This window comes from Sphingomonas sp. BK481 (assembly GCF_014194875.1).
Classification (GTDB): domain Bacteria; phylum Pseudomonadota; class Alphaproteobacteria; order Sphingomonadales; family Sphingomonadaceae; genus Sphingomonas; species Sphingomonas aerolata.
Genome location: NZ_JACIAP010000004.1, coordinates 168,331 through 181,907 on the forward strand (window position 1 = coordinate 168,331; position 13,577 = coordinate 181,907).

The 13,577-nt window shown below is 64.1% G+C and carries 22 protein-coding genes; all 22 read right to left on the bottom strand.

What is annotated here, in order from left to right; translation table 11 throughout:
• Nucleotides 1-24 precede the first annotated feature (24 nt).
• Nucleotides 25-447, bottom strand: coding sequence for a 50S ribosomal protein L17 (rplQ, locus tag FHY04_RS09825; RefSeq protein WP_031395235.1), 423 nt, complete (start codon nt 445-447; stop codon nt 25-27).
• A gap of 252 nt (nt 448-699) precedes the next feature.
• Nucleotides 700-1,770, bottom strand: a complete 1,071-nt coding sequence (locus FHY04_RS09830; RefSeq protein ID WP_031395236.1) for a DNA-directed RNA polymerase subunit alpha — start codon at nt 1,768-1,770, stop codon at nt 700-702.
• A gap of 100 nt (nt 1,771-1,870) precedes the next feature.
• Nucleotides 1,871-2,260, bottom strand: coding sequence for a 30S ribosomal protein S11 (rpsK, locus tag FHY04_RS09835; protein WP_031395237.1), 390 nt, complete (start codon nt 2,258-2,260; stop codon nt 1,871-1,873).
• An 84-nt stretch (nt 2,261-2,344) separates the two neighbouring features.
• Nucleotides 2,345-2,713, bottom strand: coding sequence for a 30S ribosomal protein S13 (gene rpsM / locus FHY04_RS09840; protein ID WP_031395238.1), 369 nt, complete (start codon nt 2,711-2,713; stop codon nt 2,345-2,347).
• 215 nt (nt 2,714-2,928) lie between these two features.
• A complete protein-coding gene (locus tag FHY04_RS09845) occupies nt 2,929-3,162 on the bottom strand; it encodes a hypothetical protein (protein WP_056674863.1) in 234 nt (77 codons plus the stop codon).
• Between the two features lie 49 nt (nt 3,163-3,211).
• Entirely contained in the window at nt 3,212-4,555 is a 1,344-nt protein-coding gene (locus FHY04_RS09850) for a HAMP domain-containing sensor histidine kinase (RefSeq protein WP_183936300.1), read from the bottom strand.
• A gap of 6 nt (nt 4,556-4,561) precedes the next feature.
• Nucleotides 4,562-5,254 carry a response regulator transcription factor gene (locus FHY04_RS09855; protein WP_031395241.1) on the bottom strand — a complete coding sequence of 231 codons (693 nt, stop codon included), beginning with the start codon at nt 5,252-5,254 and terminating at the stop codon, nt 4,562-4,564.
• Nucleotides 5,255-5,464: 210 nt separating this feature from the next.
• The gene (locus tag FHY04_RS09860) at nt 5,465-6,115 is read right to left on the bottom strand and encodes an adenylate kinase (protein ID WP_037529375.1); all 651 of its coding nucleotides are present in this window, start codon (nt 6,113-6,115) and stop codon (nt 5,465-5,467) included.
• Between the two features lie 51 nt (nt 6,116-6,166).
• Nucleotides 6,167-7,531 (bottom strand): preprotein translocase subunit SecY, encoded by a 1,365-nt coding sequence (secY, locus tag FHY04_RS09865; RefSeq protein WP_031393745.1) that lies wholly within the window; start codon nt 7,529-7,531, stop codon nt 6,167-6,169.
• 324 nt (nt 7,532-7,855) lie between these two features.
• The gene (gene rplO / locus FHY04_RS09870; RefSeq protein ID WP_031393746.1) at nt 7,856-8,398 is read right to left on the bottom strand and encodes a 50S ribosomal protein L15; all 543 of its coding nucleotides are present in this window, start codon (nt 8,396-8,398) and stop codon (nt 7,856-7,858) included.
• A 117-nt stretch (nt 8,399-8,515) separates the two neighbouring features.
• On the bottom strand, nt 8,516-8,692 hold the full coding sequence (rpmD, locus tag FHY04_RS09875; protein WP_031393747.1) for a 50S ribosomal protein L30: 177 nt from the start codon (nt 8,690-8,692) through the stop codon (nt 8,516-8,518).
• A gap of 6 nt (nt 8,693-8,698) precedes the next feature.
• A complete protein-coding gene (rpsE, locus tag FHY04_RS22535; RefSeq protein ID WP_260171436.1) occupies nt 8,699-9,508 on the bottom strand; it encodes a 30S ribosomal protein S5 in 810 nt (269 codons plus the stop codon).
• A 3-nt stretch (nt 9,509-9,511) separates the two neighbouring features.
• Nucleotides 9,512-9,868: a 50S ribosomal protein L18 gene (gene rplR / locus FHY04_RS09885; RefSeq protein ID WP_031393749.1), complete on the bottom strand. Its 357-nt coding sequence runs from the start codon at nt 9,866-9,868 to the stop codon at nt 9,512-9,514.
• Entirely contained in the window at nt 9,868-10,401 is a 534-nt protein-coding gene (rplF, locus tag FHY04_RS09890; protein ID WP_031393750.1) for a 50S ribosomal protein L6, read from the bottom strand. The genes rplR and rplF overlap by 1 nt, the downstream gene beginning before the upstream one ends.
• Entirely contained in the window at nt 10,401-10,796 is a 396-nt protein-coding gene (gene rpsH / locus FHY04_RS09895) for a 30S ribosomal protein S8 (protein WP_031393751.1), read from the bottom strand. The genes rplF and rpsH overlap by 1 nt, the downstream gene beginning before the upstream one ends.
• Nucleotides 10,797-10,806: 10 nt before the next feature.
• Nucleotides 10,807-11,112 carry a 30S ribosomal protein S14 gene (gene rpsN / locus FHY04_RS09900; RefSeq protein WP_031393752.1) on the bottom strand — a complete coding sequence of 102 codons (306 nt, stop codon included), beginning with the start codon at nt 11,110-11,112 and terminating at the stop codon, nt 10,807-10,809.
• Nucleotides 11,113-11,177: 65 nt separating this feature from the next.
• Complete coding sequence (rplE, locus tag FHY04_RS09905; protein ID WP_042466294.1) at nt 11,178-11,792, bottom strand: 50S ribosomal protein L5; 615 nt, start codon at nt 11,790-11,792, stop codon at nt 11,178-11,180.
• The gene (gene rplX, locus FHY04_RS09910) at nt 11,785-12,102 is read right to left on the bottom strand and encodes a 50S ribosomal protein L24 (protein ID WP_183936301.1); all 318 of its coding nucleotides are present in this window, start codon (nt 12,100-12,102) and stop codon (nt 11,785-11,787) included. The genes rplE and rplX overlap by 8 nt, the downstream gene beginning before the upstream one ends.
• Entirely contained in the window at nt 12,102-12,470 is a 369-nt protein-coding gene (gene rplN / locus FHY04_RS09915) for a 50S ribosomal protein L14 (RefSeq protein WP_031393755.1), read from the bottom strand. Before rplN ends, rplX begins: the two co-directional genes overlap by 1 nt.
• A 164-nt stretch (nt 12,471-12,634) precedes the next feature.
• Nucleotides 12,635-12,907, bottom strand: a complete 273-nt coding sequence (gene rpsQ, locus FHY04_RS09920) for a 30S ribosomal protein S17 (RefSeq protein WP_031393756.1) — start codon at nt 12,905-12,907, stop codon at nt 12,635-12,637.
• Nucleotides 12,908-12,917: 10 nt separating this feature from the next.
• The gene (rpmC, locus tag FHY04_RS09925; protein ID WP_031393757.1) at nt 12,918-13,124 is read right to left on the bottom strand and encodes a 50S ribosomal protein L29; all 207 of its coding nucleotides are present in this window, start codon (nt 13,122-13,124) and stop codon (nt 12,918-12,920) included.
• A gap of 4 nt (nt 13,125-13,128) precedes the next feature.
• Complete coding sequence (rplP, locus tag FHY04_RS09930) at nt 13,129-13,563, bottom strand: 50S ribosomal protein L16 (protein ID WP_031393758.1); 435 nt, start codon at nt 13,561-13,563, stop codon at nt 13,129-13,131.
• Between the last annotated feature and the right edge of the window lie 14 nt (nt 13,564-13,577).

Below are 13,577 nucleotides of genomic sequence, written 5' to 3' on the forward strand. Positions count from 1 at the left end.
AATTCGACTAACGAGAGGCGGGGATTATGCCGCTTCGTTGTAATCCTCGTCCGACATCACCGGACCCGAATCCTGGCCCTTCGCCGAGACGTCGCGGTCGACGAACTCGATGACCGCCATCGGCGAGGCGTCCGACATGCGGATGCCGGCCTTGATGACGCGGGTATAGCCGCCGTTGCGATCCGCATAGCGGGTCGCCAGAACGTCGAACAGCTTCACCAGCTGGGCATCGTCGAGCAGCTTGCCGTGCGCGAGACGACGGTTGGACAGGCCACCCTTCTTCGCGAGCGTGATCAGCTTCTCGATGTAGGGACGCAGTTCCTTCGCCTTGGCGACGGTGGTGGTGATCTGCTCGTGCTTGATGAGCGCGGCGCTCATGTTGCGGAACAGAGCAAGACGGTGGGCCGAGGTCCGCTGAAGCTTACGGCCGCCTACGCGATGGCGCATGTTTAATACCTTTTCGTTCGTTCAGGGGCCGTATGAGGTACCCGGGAGCTGGTCGCCGTTAAGGCCGGCGACCGTTGCCTTCGTAAAGACGGCAAGAACGGGTTTCGTCAATCACGAAACCCGCACCTGGCCCACTTTGTCTTCAGCCGTGTGGCGACCCGGCAAAGCCGTGTCGTCGAACGGGTCGGTCGAAACCGACCCGCCGGCCGGGCTGTCTGGTCTCCGGTGCAGCATGGCTGCCCCGGTGCCAGATCAGCCCATGATTTCCTGCTCGAGCTTCTTGGCCATCTCTTCGATGTTCTCAGGCGGCCAGCCCGGGATTTCCATGCCCAGGCGAAGACCCATCGACGACAGCACTTCCTTGATCTCGTTCAAGGACTTGCGGCCGAAGTTAGGCGTGCGCAGCATCTCGGCTTCGGTCTTGCCGACCAGATCGCCGATATAGATGATGTTGTCGTTCTTGAGGCAGTTCGCCGAACGCACCGACAGCTCAAGCTCGTCGACCTTCTTGAGAAGGTAACGGTTGATCTGCTGCGTGTCGCCTGCGGGCTCCGCACCACCGGCAGCGGGTGCTGCCTGGCCGATCGGCGCCGACGAACGCGTGACCGACGAATCGTCGAAGTGGACGAACAGCGCGAGCTGGTCCTGAAGGATGCGACCGGCATAGCCGACTGCGTCTTCCGGGGTGATCGTGCCGTCGGTTTCGATCGTCAGCGTCAGCTTGTCGTAATCCAGGTCCTGACCGACGCGGGTCGGGTCGACCTTGTACGACACCTGACGTACCGGCGAGTAGAGCGCATCGACCGGGATCAGACCGATCGGCGCGTCGGCCGGGCGGTTTGCGGTAGCGGGCACGTAACCCTTACCGATGTCGGCGGTCAGCTCCATGTTGAGCGTCGCACCCTCATCGAGGTGGCAGATCACGAGATCCTTGTTCATGATCTCGATGTCGCCCGAGACGGCGATGTCGCCGGCCTTGACTTCACCCGGACCCGTTGCCGAGAGCTGGAGGCGCTTGGGCCCCTCGCCCTGCATGCGGATCGCGATCTGCTTCACGTTGAGGACGATGTCGGTCACGTCCTCGCGGACGCCGGCCAGAGACGAGAACTCATGCAGCACGTTCTCGATCTTGATCGAGGTCACGGCCGCGCCCTGCAGCGACGAAAGCAACACGCGACGCAGCGCGTTGCCGAGCGTCAGGCCGAAGCCACGCTCGAGCGGCTCGGCGATGAAGGTCGCCTTGCGCTTGGTGTCGCCACCGGCCTTTTTCTCCAGGCCGCTGGGCTTCTTGAGTTCCTGCCAGTTCTTTGCGTTGACAGACACTTGCTTCCCCTAATTTGGGGGCCGGCGGACAGGACGTCCACCGGCCATGAATATGCACCCGTGCCGCGCGATCAACCGCGCACGGGCAACGTCGGAGAAATCAGACGCGACGACGCTTCGAAGGACGAACGCCGTTGTGCGGGATCGAGGTCACGTCGCGGATCGACGTGATCTGGAAACCGACCGCCTGCAGCGCGCGCAGTGCCGACTCGCGGCCCGAACCGGGGCCCTTCACTTCGACTTCGATCGTCCGAACGCCGTGCTCGGCGGCCTTCTTGCCCGCGTCTTCCGCTGCGACCTGGGCCGCGTACGGGGTCGACTTGCGCGAGCCCTTGAAGCCCATTGCGCCGGCCGACGACCACGAGATCGCGTTGCCCTGGGCATCGGTGATCGTGATCATGGTGTTGTTGAAGCTGGCATTCACGTGTGCGACGCCAGAGGTGATGTTCTTGCGCTCGCGCCGCTTAATGCGCTGAGGTTCGCGTGCCATGGTGTATTTCCTGACCTGTATCTGCGTGACGCCGGGCGGTCCCTCGGGACCAGCGCCGGCGGAGTAATCCGGTGTTGAGTCGGATTACTTCTTCTTGCCGGCGATCGGCTTAGCCTTGCCCTTGCGGGTGCGCGCATTGGTGTGCGTGCGCTGGCCGCGGACCGGCAGGCCCTTACGGTGACGAAGACCACGATAGCAGGCGAGATCCATCAGGCGCTTGATGTTCATCGACACCTGGCGACGCAGATCGCCTTCGACGGTGTAGTCGGCGTCGATCGCCTCACGGATGTGCAGCACTTCCTGGTCGGTCAGGTCCTGGACTCGTGCGGTGTCGGCAATGCCGAGCTTCGCGACGATTTCCTTGGCCTTGGTCGAACCGATGCCGTGAATATAGGTCAGCGCGATTACCACGCGCTTGTTGGTCGGGATATTAACACCCGCGATACGTGCCATGAACTTGGTTCTCCTGCTCCACGAGGTCCGGCATGGCTGCACGGCCCTCATCTCCTAGCGATGATCCGAAACGCACGATAACGGCGAACGCAAAAGAGCGCCGCCGGGAACCGTCGTATCGGGGAGGTCGAATTAGGCGCGCGCTAACGAACTGTCAAGCCGCGGGTTCCGCCGCCCGCGTGATGTGCCCCCGCAAGCCGCGCCGCGCGACCGCGTCAGGGCCGGGCCCCGGCCACCCGTCGCATAACGATCCAGCGCCGCAGCGCGACGACGAACCAGATCAGCTCGACCAGCCCGAACGGCCATGCCCCCTGCAGGAAGCCATAGGCCGATCCGAACAGGCACCCCACCGCGAAGCCGAACGTCCACCAGTGCGATCCCGATTCCTTGGCGTAGCACAGCAGGGTGAAGGAAACCGCGGCAAGCCCGAAAAGCGAAAGTGCGTCCATCGGCAGCCTCTTGCCGCGTCCGCCCGGACAAAGCCATCCCCGCACGCGGTCAGACCGGCAGGACGATCCGTGCGACGAGGCCCGGCGCATTGTCACCCAGTTCGAACCGCCCGTCATGCAGCCGCGCGACCGCCTCGACCAGCGCCATGCCCAGCCCCGCCCCCGGGGTCGTGCGTGCGCTGTCGAGCCGCCCGAATCGCTTGAGCGCCTGCGCGCGGTCCGCCACCGCGATCCCCGGCCCGCGATCCTCGACCTGGATCGCGACGCCGTCACCGCGCTCGATCAGGCGGAGTGTTACCGTGCCGCCACTGGCACCATGCCGCAGCGCATTGTCGATCATGTTGGTGATCGCCTGGCTCAGCAGTTCGCGGTGCAGCGCCATGGTCGGTGGCCGATCATCGATCGCCACGACGAAGCTCAGGCCGGCATCCTCGGCGACCGGGGCATAGAGCTCACCGATCTCCTCGAGCAGGTTCGCAGGCGACACCTGGATGAACCGGTCGCGCGATACCGAGCCCGACCGGCTGATCTCGATCACCATCGTCAACATCCGCATGACGAGATCGGTCTCGGTCAGCAGCCCGCCCAATGCCACTTCACGCGCGTCGGGGTCCGCGATCAGCACCGCCTGCTCGGTCTTGGTCCGCAGGCGCGCCAACGGCGAGCGCAGGTCGTGCGCCAGGCTGTCGGTCACGACGCGCAGCTCGGCCATCACCCCCTCGAGCTTGCTGAGCATGACGTTCAGTCGCGCGGCCAGCCGGTCGAACGCGTCACCGCCACCCGCGACCACGGCCACACGGCGTGACAGGTCACCCTCGCCCGCAGCCTCGACGACGCTCGCTATCCCGTCGAGACGCCGACCGACATAACGCGCGAGAACGAGTCCCCCGACGATGCCGAGCGCGAGCGAGAGGGTGATGGCGAAGGCCAGCGCGCGCTCCATCGCACGTTCCTCCGCCGCGATCAGATCGAGGTTGCGGCCGGTCAGCAGCCATTGCCGGCCGATCGGGTACAGGGCGTACCCCGTCTCGCGCGCGTTCCACAACGCGTCGTCGCCAAGCCGGGCGATCCTGAAGCGGGTCATCCGCAGCGGCACGGTCAGCCTCGCAGGCGCGACTCCCTGGACGGTTCGTCCGTCCGCGTCGACGAGCGCGAGTACCAGCGAGACGTCGCCGGGGCTCACCGCCTCGCCGATCGCCTGGCGCAGTTCGGGAATACCGCCAACTTGCCAGACGGTGCGCAGCGCATCGGACTGTTCGGTGGTCTCGCGCCGGATCGCATCGATTGCATCGGCGCTGGTCTGTTTCCAGACGAAGCCGATCAGCGCGAGGTTGGACACCAGCGACAGCATGATCGCGAGCAGCGCGATCCGCGCGGTGACCGACAGGCGCATCGCGGTTCAGCCCTCCACGGCGAGCCGGTATCCTGCCCCGCGTACCGTATGGAGGATCGGCGTCGGGAACCCGTCCTCGAGCTTGCGCCGCAACCGCCCGATATGGACGTCGACGACGTTCGATCCCGGATCGAAGTGATAGTTCCAGATCTTCTCGAGCATCATCGTCCGCGTCACGACCTGCCCCGCATGCCGCGCTAGGAATTCGAGCAGGTTGAATTCGCGCGCACCCAGCGGGATCGTGTGCCCACCGCGCGACACGACGCGTGAAAGCAGGTCGATCTCGAGATCGCCGACCGACAGCTTGGTCTTTTGCGGATCGCTCGCGAGGCGGTCCGACCGGCGCACCAGCGCCTCGACGCGCGCCGACAGTTCCGCGAACGAGAAGGGTTTGCAGAGATAGTCGTCGGCCCCGGCCTTCAGCCCGTCGACCCGGTGATCGACCGCGGCGAGTGCGGAGAGGATGAGGACCGGGGTGACGATCCCGGCCGCGCGGACCGCGCTGACCATGGCGAGGCCGTCGAGCCCCGGCAGCATCCGGTCGGCGATGATGAGGTCGAAGATCCCCTCGCTCGCGAGGAACAGCCCGTCACGCCCATCGCCACAGGTCTCGACGGCATAACCCGCCTCGGTCAGCCCCTTGGCAAGATAGCTCGCGGTCGAGACATCATCTTCGACAATCAGGATCTTGCGGTTCACGGCGTCATCGCTTTCCCCTGTCCCATAACGGAAAGGCCGGCGGAAATCACTTCCCGCCGGCCCCCACGGTACCCCCGGGAGTGACGGGCACCGATCTCTGGAAACTCGCGCCGCTCGTTCGGGCGACACGCGTCTCTTAGGATCGGGCACTCCACAGGGGGATGACCCGAACATGACAAACCTGTCATGTTCGGACCGGTGATCGTCCAATCAGCGGTCGTCGAGGATCGCTGCGATCGCGACGCCGACATGGCCGATGTCCGCCATCCCGTCGACGCGGCGCACGAGACCACGTGCATCGTAGATTGGCAGGATCGGCGCGGTCTTGGCGCGATATTCGGCCATCCGCGTCTTGACGGTTTCGGCATTGTCGTCGGGACGGCGCTTGAACTCCGTCGAGCCACACACGTCGCAGACCCCGGCAACCGCCGGCTGCTTGAACCGATCGTGATAACCGGCGCCGCAGTTTGCGCAGGTGTACCGCCCAACTACACGGTCGATCAGCGCGGCTTCGTCGACCCCGAGCTCGATCACGTAGTCAAGCGTGCGACCGCGAGCCGCAAGCAGACCGTCGAGCGCCTCGGCCTGGGCCGCGGTGCGCGGATAACCGTCAAAGATCACGCCGTTTGCGGTATCGGGCTGGTCGAGCCGCTCACCGATGATGCCCGACACGATGTCGTCGCTGACCAGGCCCCCGGCGGCCATCACGGCTTTCGCCTGAAGGCCGACGGGCGATTCCGCTGCGACCGCAGCGCGCAGCATATCGCCGGTGGACAGCTGGACCATGCCGCGTTCGGCCACGAGCGTCGCGGCCTGCGTGCCCTTGCCCGCGCCTGGCGGGCCAAGAAGGATGATATTCACGAAACGCACTCCCCTCGTTCGTGCAGGATTATAAACCGGTAACCCCGCAACTTAGCGAAGTCGACCGCCCTTCAGCTTCGCCTTCTTGATCAGATCGCCATATTGATGCGCGAGCAGATGGCTCTGGATCTGTGTCACCGTATCCATCGTCACGTTGACGACGATCAGCAGGCTGGTCCCGCCGAGATAGAAGGGGATCGACAGCGCCGTGACCAGATATTCGGGCAGCAGGCAGATGATCGTCAGATAGGCGGCACCGATGACGGTGATGCGCGTCAGTACGTAATCGAAATAGTTCTCGGTGTTCTTGCCCGGACGGATGCCGGGGATGAACCCGCCATGCCGCTTCAGATTGTCCGCCGTCTCTTCGGGATTGAACACGATCGCGGTGTAGAAGAACGAGAAGAAGATGATGCCGGCGCCGTAGAGCAGCATGTACACGGGGCTGCCGTGCTGCAGATACTGGTTGAGGGTGATGATGAAATCGCCCCACTGCGACTCACCTGCAACGCGCTGGCCCGCGAACTGCGAGATCGTCAGCGGCATCAGCAGCAGCGACGAGGCGAAGATCGGCGGGATGACGCCGGCGGTATTGATCTTCAGCGGCAGATGGCTGCGATCCGCCTGCATCCCGCGCTGCGTCTGGCGCTTGGGATACTGGATCAGGATGCGGCGCTGTGCGCGCTCCATGAAGCAGATGAACAGGACGAGCAGGACGACCGCGACGATGATGCCGATCAGCTTGATCGGGTCGAGGCTGCCCGAACGGCCGCCCTCGAGCAGGTTGACCAGCGTCGTCGGCAGATGCGCGACGATGCCCGCCATGATGATCAACGAGACGCCGTTGCCGATGCCGCGGCTGGTGATCTGCTCACCGAGCCACATCAGGAACATCGTGCCGCCGATCAGCGAGATGACCGCCGCGATACGGAAGGTCATGCCCGGCTCGATCACCGCGGCAATGCCCTGGTTCGCGCCGAGCGTCTCGAGCCCGACGGCGATGAAATAGCCCTGCACCGCGGTCAGCCCGACGGTGCCGTAGCGGGTATACTGGTTCAGGCGCTTGCGGCCCGATTCGCCGTCCTTCTTGATCGCGGCGAGCGTGGGGCTCAACGAAGTCGCGAGCTGCACCACGATCGAGGCGGTGATGTAGGGCATCACGCCGAGCGCGATCAGCGACATGCGGCTGAGCGAGCCACCGGAGAAGGTGTTGAAGAAGTCGAGCACGCCGCCCTGCGTCTGCTGCGACAACAGCCCCAGCGCGGTCGGATCGACACCCGGCAACGGGACATAGCTGAGCAGGCGGAAGACGATCAGGGCGCCGATCGTGAACCACAACCGCTTCTTGAGATCGGTCGCCTTGGCGAATTTGGACAGGCTGACGCTTTGCGCCATCTGGTCGGCTGCGGATGCCATACGTGTGATCGTCCTGGAAACAAAGAAGGCGGGAAGCGTTGTGACCGCCCCCGCCGCTCATATAGGCGCAGGAGCGCGCTTGTCTAATGCCTAGGTGCGTTATGCGAGCCCGACGGGCGCTCGGTCGCCCCCTGCCCCGTTCGTCCTGAACGAAGTCAAAGGACGTTGCCCCAGGTGACGTACCCTTCGACTACGCTCAGGGCGAACGGAGGAAGGGTGGTCCCGAAAAACGGGCGGGTCGGAAGCGGGCGACAGGAAGCCGCCAGGTCAGGCAAATAAAAAAAGGGGCCGGCGCTCTCGCACCCGCCCCCTTTCTCGTTCGGCTCAGGCCTTGAACGACGCCTTGTGCGCCGCACGCTCCTTGTACTTCACGCCCTTCTTGGCGGCAGCCTTCTCGGCTGCGGGGACGAAGTGGATCACCTCGACCTTGCCGCCGATCTTCTCGACCGCCTCGATCGCACCCTTCGACGCGCCGTCGACGGTGAACGAAAGGACCGTGGTCAGCTCACCCTTGGCGAGGAGGCGGACGCCGTCCTTGCCGCCACGTGCCAGGCCAGCGGCCTTGAGCGCGTTGTGGTCGAGCGTGGCGTTCGCCTCGATCTTGCCGGCATCGACCGCGAGCTGGATCGCGCCGAGGTTGACCTCTGCGAAGTCCTTGCGGAAGATGTTGTTGAAGCCGCGCTTAGGCAGACGCATGTGGAGCGGCATCTGGCCGCCTTCGAAGCCGGCGATGGACACGCCCTCGCGGCTCTTCTGGCCCTTCTGGCCGCGGCCGCCGGTCTTGCCCTTGCCCGAGCCGATGCCGCGTCCGACGCGCATCTTGGACTTACGGGCACCTTCGTTATCGCGGAGTTCGTTGAGCTTCATGGTAATGCACTCGCTTTCGCTTGTTACGCGCTGGTTGAAAAACCGGGGTTGGATTCTGGAATAAGAAAGGGGGCCGTTAGCCCCCTTTCCCGTATTTGTCACGTGGGTCGTGAAGGCTCAGCCTTCGACCGACACCATGTGCTGCACCTTGCGGATCATGCCGCGGACCTCTGGGCTGTCTTCCAGCTCGCGGGTCTTGTGCATCTTGTTCAGGCCGAGACCGACCAGCGTTGCGCGCTGGTCCTTCTCGCGGCGGATCGGCGAACCGGTCTGCGTGATCTTGATGGTAGCCATGATCGCTTACTCCGTGATCGCAGCTGCATCGGCCTCGGCGGTCTTCGAACCACCATGGCCGAGCAGGTCGGCGATCTTCTTGCCGCGACGCTGTGCGACGGCCTTGGGCGAGGTCTGCTCGCCAAGGGCTTCGAACGTTGCGCGGATCATGTTGTAGGGGTTCGACGTGCCGACCGACTTGGTCACGACGTCTGCGACACCCAGCGACTCGAAGACGGCGCGCATCGGGCCACCGGCGATGATGCCCGTACCCTGAGGCGCCGACCGCAGCGTGACCTTGCCGGCACCGAAGTGACCGTTGCCGTCATGATGCAGCGTGCGACCGTCCTTGAGCGGAACGCGAACCATCTTCTTCTTGGCAGCTGCCGTCGCCTTCGAGATGGCTTCCGGCACTTCGCGTGCCTTGCCATGGCCGAAGCCTGCACGGCCCTTGCCGTCGCCGACGACGACGAGTGCTGCAAAGCCGAAGCGCTTGCCGCCCTTGACCGTCTTCGAGACGCGGTTGATGTGCACCAGCTTCTCGATCAGCTCTTCGCCGCCATCGTCCGAACCCGGACGACCGCCACGATTGTCACGACCGCCACGACCGCCATCGCGACCACCACGGTTGCCACCGGGGCCACCGCCGCGATTGCCGCCGGGGCCACCACGACCGCCACCGCCACCGCCGCCGCCACCGGGACGACCACGGCCACCGCCGCTGTTGCCCTGGTACCCGGTGCTCTGGGGCACGTTCCCCGTAACGTTCTGGGCCGTGACGTCCTGTGCGGTCGTCTCGGGTGCGATTACCGCTGGCGTGTTGTTTTCGTCAGCCATGTCTTAGAACTCCAATCCGGCTTCGCGCGCGGCATCGGCAAGAGCCTTCACGCGACCGTGGTAGAGGAAGCCGCCGCGATCGAACACGACCTGGGTCACGCCCGCTGCCTTGGCAGCCTCGGCGACGCGCTTGCCGACCGAGGTCGCCGCATCGATGTTGGCGCCGGACGTGCCGCGCACGTCCTTCTCCAGCGTCGAGGCCGAAGCAACCGTCGTGCCGGCGGCATCGTCGATCACCTGGGCATAGATGTGCTTGCCCGAGCGATGCACGGACAGGCGCGGACGGGTGCCGGCGCGTGCGCGCAGCGCGGTACGGTTGCGGCGACGCCGCTTGGCGAAAAGAGAAAGTCCCTTGGTCATTACTTCTTCTTCCCTTCCTTGCGGAAGATGAACTCGCCGTCGTACTTGATGCCCTTGCCCTTGTACGGCTCGGGCTTGCGCCACTGACGAATCTCCGCGGCCAGCTGGCCAACCATCTGCTTGTCCGAACCCGAGATCTCGATCGTCGTGTTGTCCGGCGTCTTCACCTCGATGCCCTCGGGCACGTCGATGTTGACGTCATGGCTGTAGCCGAGCTGCAGCTTGAGGTTGCGACCCTGGGCTGCGGCACGATAGCCGACGCCGCTGATCAGCAGCTTCTTGGTGAAGCCTTCCGACACGCCGGTGACCAGGTTCTGCACCATGGTCCGCTGCATGCCCCAGAACGCGCGGGCGCGCTTGGTGTCGTTGGCCGGCTGCACCGAAATGCCGCCGTCTTCGATCGTGTAGCTGATCTCGTCGCGAAGCGGCATCTTCAGGGTCCCCTTGGGGCCCTTCATCGTCAGCTGCTTACCCTCGATCGTCGGCGTGATGCCCGCCGGTACGGTGACCGGCTTCTTACCAATACGGCTCATCAGAACACCTCCGCGAGGACTTCGCCGCCGACGTTCTGCTCACGTGCTTCGGAATCCGAAAGCACGCCGCGGGGCGTCGAGACGATGGTGATGCCGAGGCCGTTACGGACGCGGGGAAGTTCCTGCGAGCCGGAATAGACGCGACGGCCGGGCTTCGAGACGCGCGCGACATGCTTGATCGCAGGCTGGCCCTCGAAATACTTCAGCTCGATGCGAAGGCCGGCCGCGGGGCCCATCTGCTCTTCGCTATAGCCACGGATATAGCCTTCACGCTGCAGAACGTCGAGCACGCGGACGCGCAGCTTCGACGCCGGAGTCAGGACGGAGTCCTTCTTCGCGCGCTGGCCATTACGGATACGGGTGAGCAAATCACCCAGGGGATCGGTCACTGCCATGATGTAGTCCTTACCAGCTCGACTTCGTGACGCCGGGGATCAGGCCCTTGTTGGCCAGATCGCGCAGCTGAATACGGCAGAGCCGGAACTTGCGGTAATAGGCGCGCGGGCGACCGGTCAGCTCGCACCGGTTACGGATGCGGGTCGGGTTCGCGTTGCGCGGGATTGCCGCCATCTTGAGGCGAGCGATCAGACGCTCACCATCGTCGAGCGTCTTGTCCGCTGCGATCGCCTTCAGTGCCGCGTACTTCGGGGCATACTGCTTGACCATGCGCTTGCGGCGCTCGTTCTTGTTGACTGAACTCAGTTTCGCCATCGACTTAAGTTCTTTCTTTCCTGAAGCGCCGCCCGTGACACGAGGTCAGGGGCGGCGGTTGGTAGTTAAGCTGCCTTCTTCTCGTCGGCAGCGTCGTCTTCGATCGGGAACGGGAAGCCGAAGAGACGGAGAAGCTCGCGAGCCTCGTCGTCGGTCTTGGCGGTCGTCGTCACGATCACATCCATGCCGCGGACCTTGTCGACCCGGTCATAGCTGATTTCTGGGAACACAATCTGCTCCTTGATACCGCAGGCATAGTTGCCACGGCCATCGAAGCTCTTCGGGTTGAGACCGCGGAAATCGCGGACGCGGGGAAGAGCGATCGTGATGAAACGATCGAGAAACTCGTACATGCGCTCGCGGCGAAGGGTAACCTTCACGCCGATCGGCATGCCTTCACGCAGCTTGAACTGCGCGATCGACTTCTTGGCCTTCGTCACGACGGGCTTCTGGCCGGCGATCAGCTCCATTTCCTGGGCTGCCTGGTCGACCTTCTTCTTGTCCTGCGTCGCTTCGCCGACACCCATGTTCAGCACGATCTTGTCGATCCGGGGGATCTCCATGACGTTCTTGTAGCCGAACTTTTCGGTCATCGCCTTGATGATCGTCTCATCATACATCTTCCGCATGCGCGGCGTGTAGGCGGCCTCAGTGCCAGCGGCGGTGTTCTGATCAACCATTGATCTTCTCCCCGGTCTTGACGGCCACGCGGACCTTCTTGCCATCCTGCTCCTCGAAGCGGACGCGGGTCGGCTTGCCGTCCGCGGTCACGTGAGCGACCTTCGAGACGTGCATCGGTGCTTCCTTGCGGACCAGGCCACCCTGCGGGTCACCCTGGGTCGGCTTGGTGTGGCGCACGGCGACGTTCACGCCCGAGACGACGACCTTGTCGATCTTCGGCATCGACATCGTGACTTCGCCGGTCTTGCCCTTGTCCTTGCCGGACAGGATGATGACCTTGTCACCCTTCTTGATACGCTGGCTCGCCATTACAGCACCTCCGGCGCAAGGCTGATGATCTTCATGTGCTTCTTGCCACGCAGCTCGCGAACGACTGGGCCAAAGATACGGGTGCCGATCGGCTCCTCGTTCTTGTTGACCAGCACCGCGGCGTTGCCGTCGAAGCGGATGACCGTACCGTCTGCACGGCGGATATCCTTGGCAGTACGAACGATCACCGCGCGGTGAACGTCGCCCTTCTTCACGCGGCCCCGTGGCTGCGCTTCTTTGATGCTGACGACGATGATGTCGCCAACGCCTGCAACACGACGCTTGGAACCCCCAAGCACCTTGATGCACTGCACCCGCTTCGCGCCGCTGTTGTCAGCGACGTCGAGATTGGACTGCATCTGGATCATGGATCCGTATCCCTTCTCTGTCTCTGGGGTCGATACCGACCGAACCCCGCCTAAAAAATCACCCCGCCGCGGACGAATCCGCAGCGGGGAGGAGCGGCCGCTTAGCCGTTCCCGTTTACGAAAACAAGAGCGCAGGGAGTTGCCCCCCTGCCCTCATGTTTGATTCAGCCCTCGGCCGAAGCCCGCTCCGGCGTCGCGTGGGTGTTGACCCGCTCGATCACCTTCCAGGTCTTCAGCTTGGAGATCGGTGCGGTCTCTTCGATCCGCACGGTCTCGCCCTGCTTGAACTCGTTGCTCTCGTCATGAGCATGATACTTCTTCGAGCGACGGATGATCTTCCCGTAGAGCGGGTGCTTCACCTTACGCTCGACGTTCACGACCACCGTCTTGTCGCCCTTGTCGGACACGACCAGACCGGTCAGCACGCGCTTCGGCATGATGTGTTCCTTACTTCGCGGCGTCAGCGCTGGTGCGCTGAGCCTGCAGGGTCTTGATGCGAGCGATGTCGCGGCGGACCTCACGAACGCGGCTCGGCTTTTCGAGCTGGTTCGTGGCGGCCTGGAAGCGCAGGTTGAACTGCTCGCGCTTCAGTTCGCCAAGCGACTCCGACAGCTGGTCGTCGCTCTTGGCCTTCATGTCGTCGATACGAGCCATGATCTTACTCGCCTCCCAGATGCGAGGTGTCGCCCAGGCGGGCAACGACCTTTACCTTGATCGGCAGCTTCATGGCCGCCCGCTCGAATGCCTCGGCAGCGATCTTGCCGTCGACGCCGTCGAGCTCGAACAGGATCCGACCCGGCTTGACTCGAGCGGCCCAGTATTCCGGCGCGCCCTTGCCCTTACCCATGCGGACTTCGGCTGGCTTTCCCGAGACCGGAAGGTCTGGGAAAATGCGGATCCACAAACGCCCCTGGCGCTTCATGTGACGCGTGATCGCGCGGCGGGCCGCCTCGATCTGGCGTGCGGTGATCCGGTCGGGCTCCATGGCCTTCAGGCCGTAGGAGCCGAAATTGAGCGAGAAGCCACTCTTGGCGTCGCCCGAAATCTTGCCCTTGAAGGCCTTCCGGAACTTGGTCTTTTTTGGTTGCAGCATGTCTGTTCCTGCCC

Bases quoted from the DNA above. Each gene is read 5' to 3' on its own strand.
- rplX (WP_183936301.1), bottom strand. From the start codon at position 12,102: ATGGCGAGCCAGCGTATCAAGAAGGGTGACAAGGTCATCATCCTGTCC.
- rpsQ (WP_031393756.1), bottom strand. From the start codon at position 12,907: ATGCCGAAGCGCGTGCTGACCGGTCTGGTCGTGTCCGACAAGGGCGAC.
- rplR (WP_031393749.1), bottom strand. From the start codon at position 9,868: ATGACCAAGGGACTTTCTCTTTTCGCCAAGCGGCGTCGCCGCAACCGT.
- rpsH (WP_031393751.1), bottom strand. From the start codon at position 10,796: ATGGCAGTGACCGATCCCCTGGGTGATTTGCTCACCCGTATCCGTAAT.
- rpsN (WP_031393752.1), bottom strand. From the start codon at position 11,112: ATGGCGAAACTGAGTTCAGTCAACAAGAACGAGCGCCGCAAGCGCATG.
- FHY04_RS09845 (WP_056674863.1), bottom strand. From the start codon at position 3,162: ATGGACGCACTTTCGCTTTTCGGGCTTGCCGCGGTTTCCTTCACCCTG.
- rpsM (WP_031395238.1), bottom strand. From the start codon at position 2,713: ATGGCACGTATCGCGGGTGTTAATATCCCGACCAACAAGCGCGTGGTA.
- rplQ (WP_031395235.1), bottom strand. From the start codon at position 447: ATGCGCCATCGCGTAGGCGGCCGTAAGCTTCAGCGGACCTCGGCCCAC.
- rplE (WP_042466294.1), bottom strand. From the start codon at position 11,792: ATGGTTGATCAGAACACCGCCGCTGGCACTGAGGCCGCCTACACGCCG.
- rplN (WP_031393755.1), bottom strand. From the start codon at position 12,470: ATGATCCAGATGCAGTCCAATCTCGACGTCGCTGACAACAGCGGCGCG.
- rplO (WP_031393746.1), bottom strand. From the start codon at position 8,398: ATGAAGCTCAACGAACTCCGCGATAACGAAGGTGCCCGTAAGTCCAAG.
- secY (WP_031393745.1), bottom strand. From the start codon at position 7,531: ATGGCATCCGCAGCCGACCAGATGGCGCAAAGCGTCAGCCTGTCCAAA.
- FHY04_RS09850 (WP_183936300.1), bottom strand. From the start codon at position 4,555: ATGCGCCTGTCGGTCACCGCGCGGATCGCGCTGCTCGCGATCATGCTG.
- rpsK (WP_031395237.1), bottom strand. From the start codon at position 2,260: ATGGCACGCGAACCTCAGCGCATTAAGCGGCGCGAGCGCAAGAACATC.
- rplF (WP_031393750.1), bottom strand. From the start codon at position 10,401: ATGAGCCGTATTGGTAAGAAGCCGGTCACCGTACCGGCGGGCATCACG.
- rpmD (WP_031393747.1), bottom strand. From the start codon at position 8,692: ATGGCTACCATCAAGATCACGCAGACCGGTTCGCCGATCCGCCGCGAG.
- rpmC (WP_031393757.1), bottom strand. From the start codon at position 13,124: ATGGCTCGTATCGACGACATGAAGGCCAAGAGCGACGACCAGCTGTCG.
- rplP (WP_031393758.1), bottom strand. From the start codon at position 13,563: ATGCTGCAACCAAAAAAGACCAAGTTCCGGAAGGCCTTCAAGGGCAAG.
- rpsE (WP_260171436.1), bottom strand. From the start codon at position 9,508: ATGGCTGACGAAAACAACACGCCAGCGGTAATCGCACCCGAGACGACC.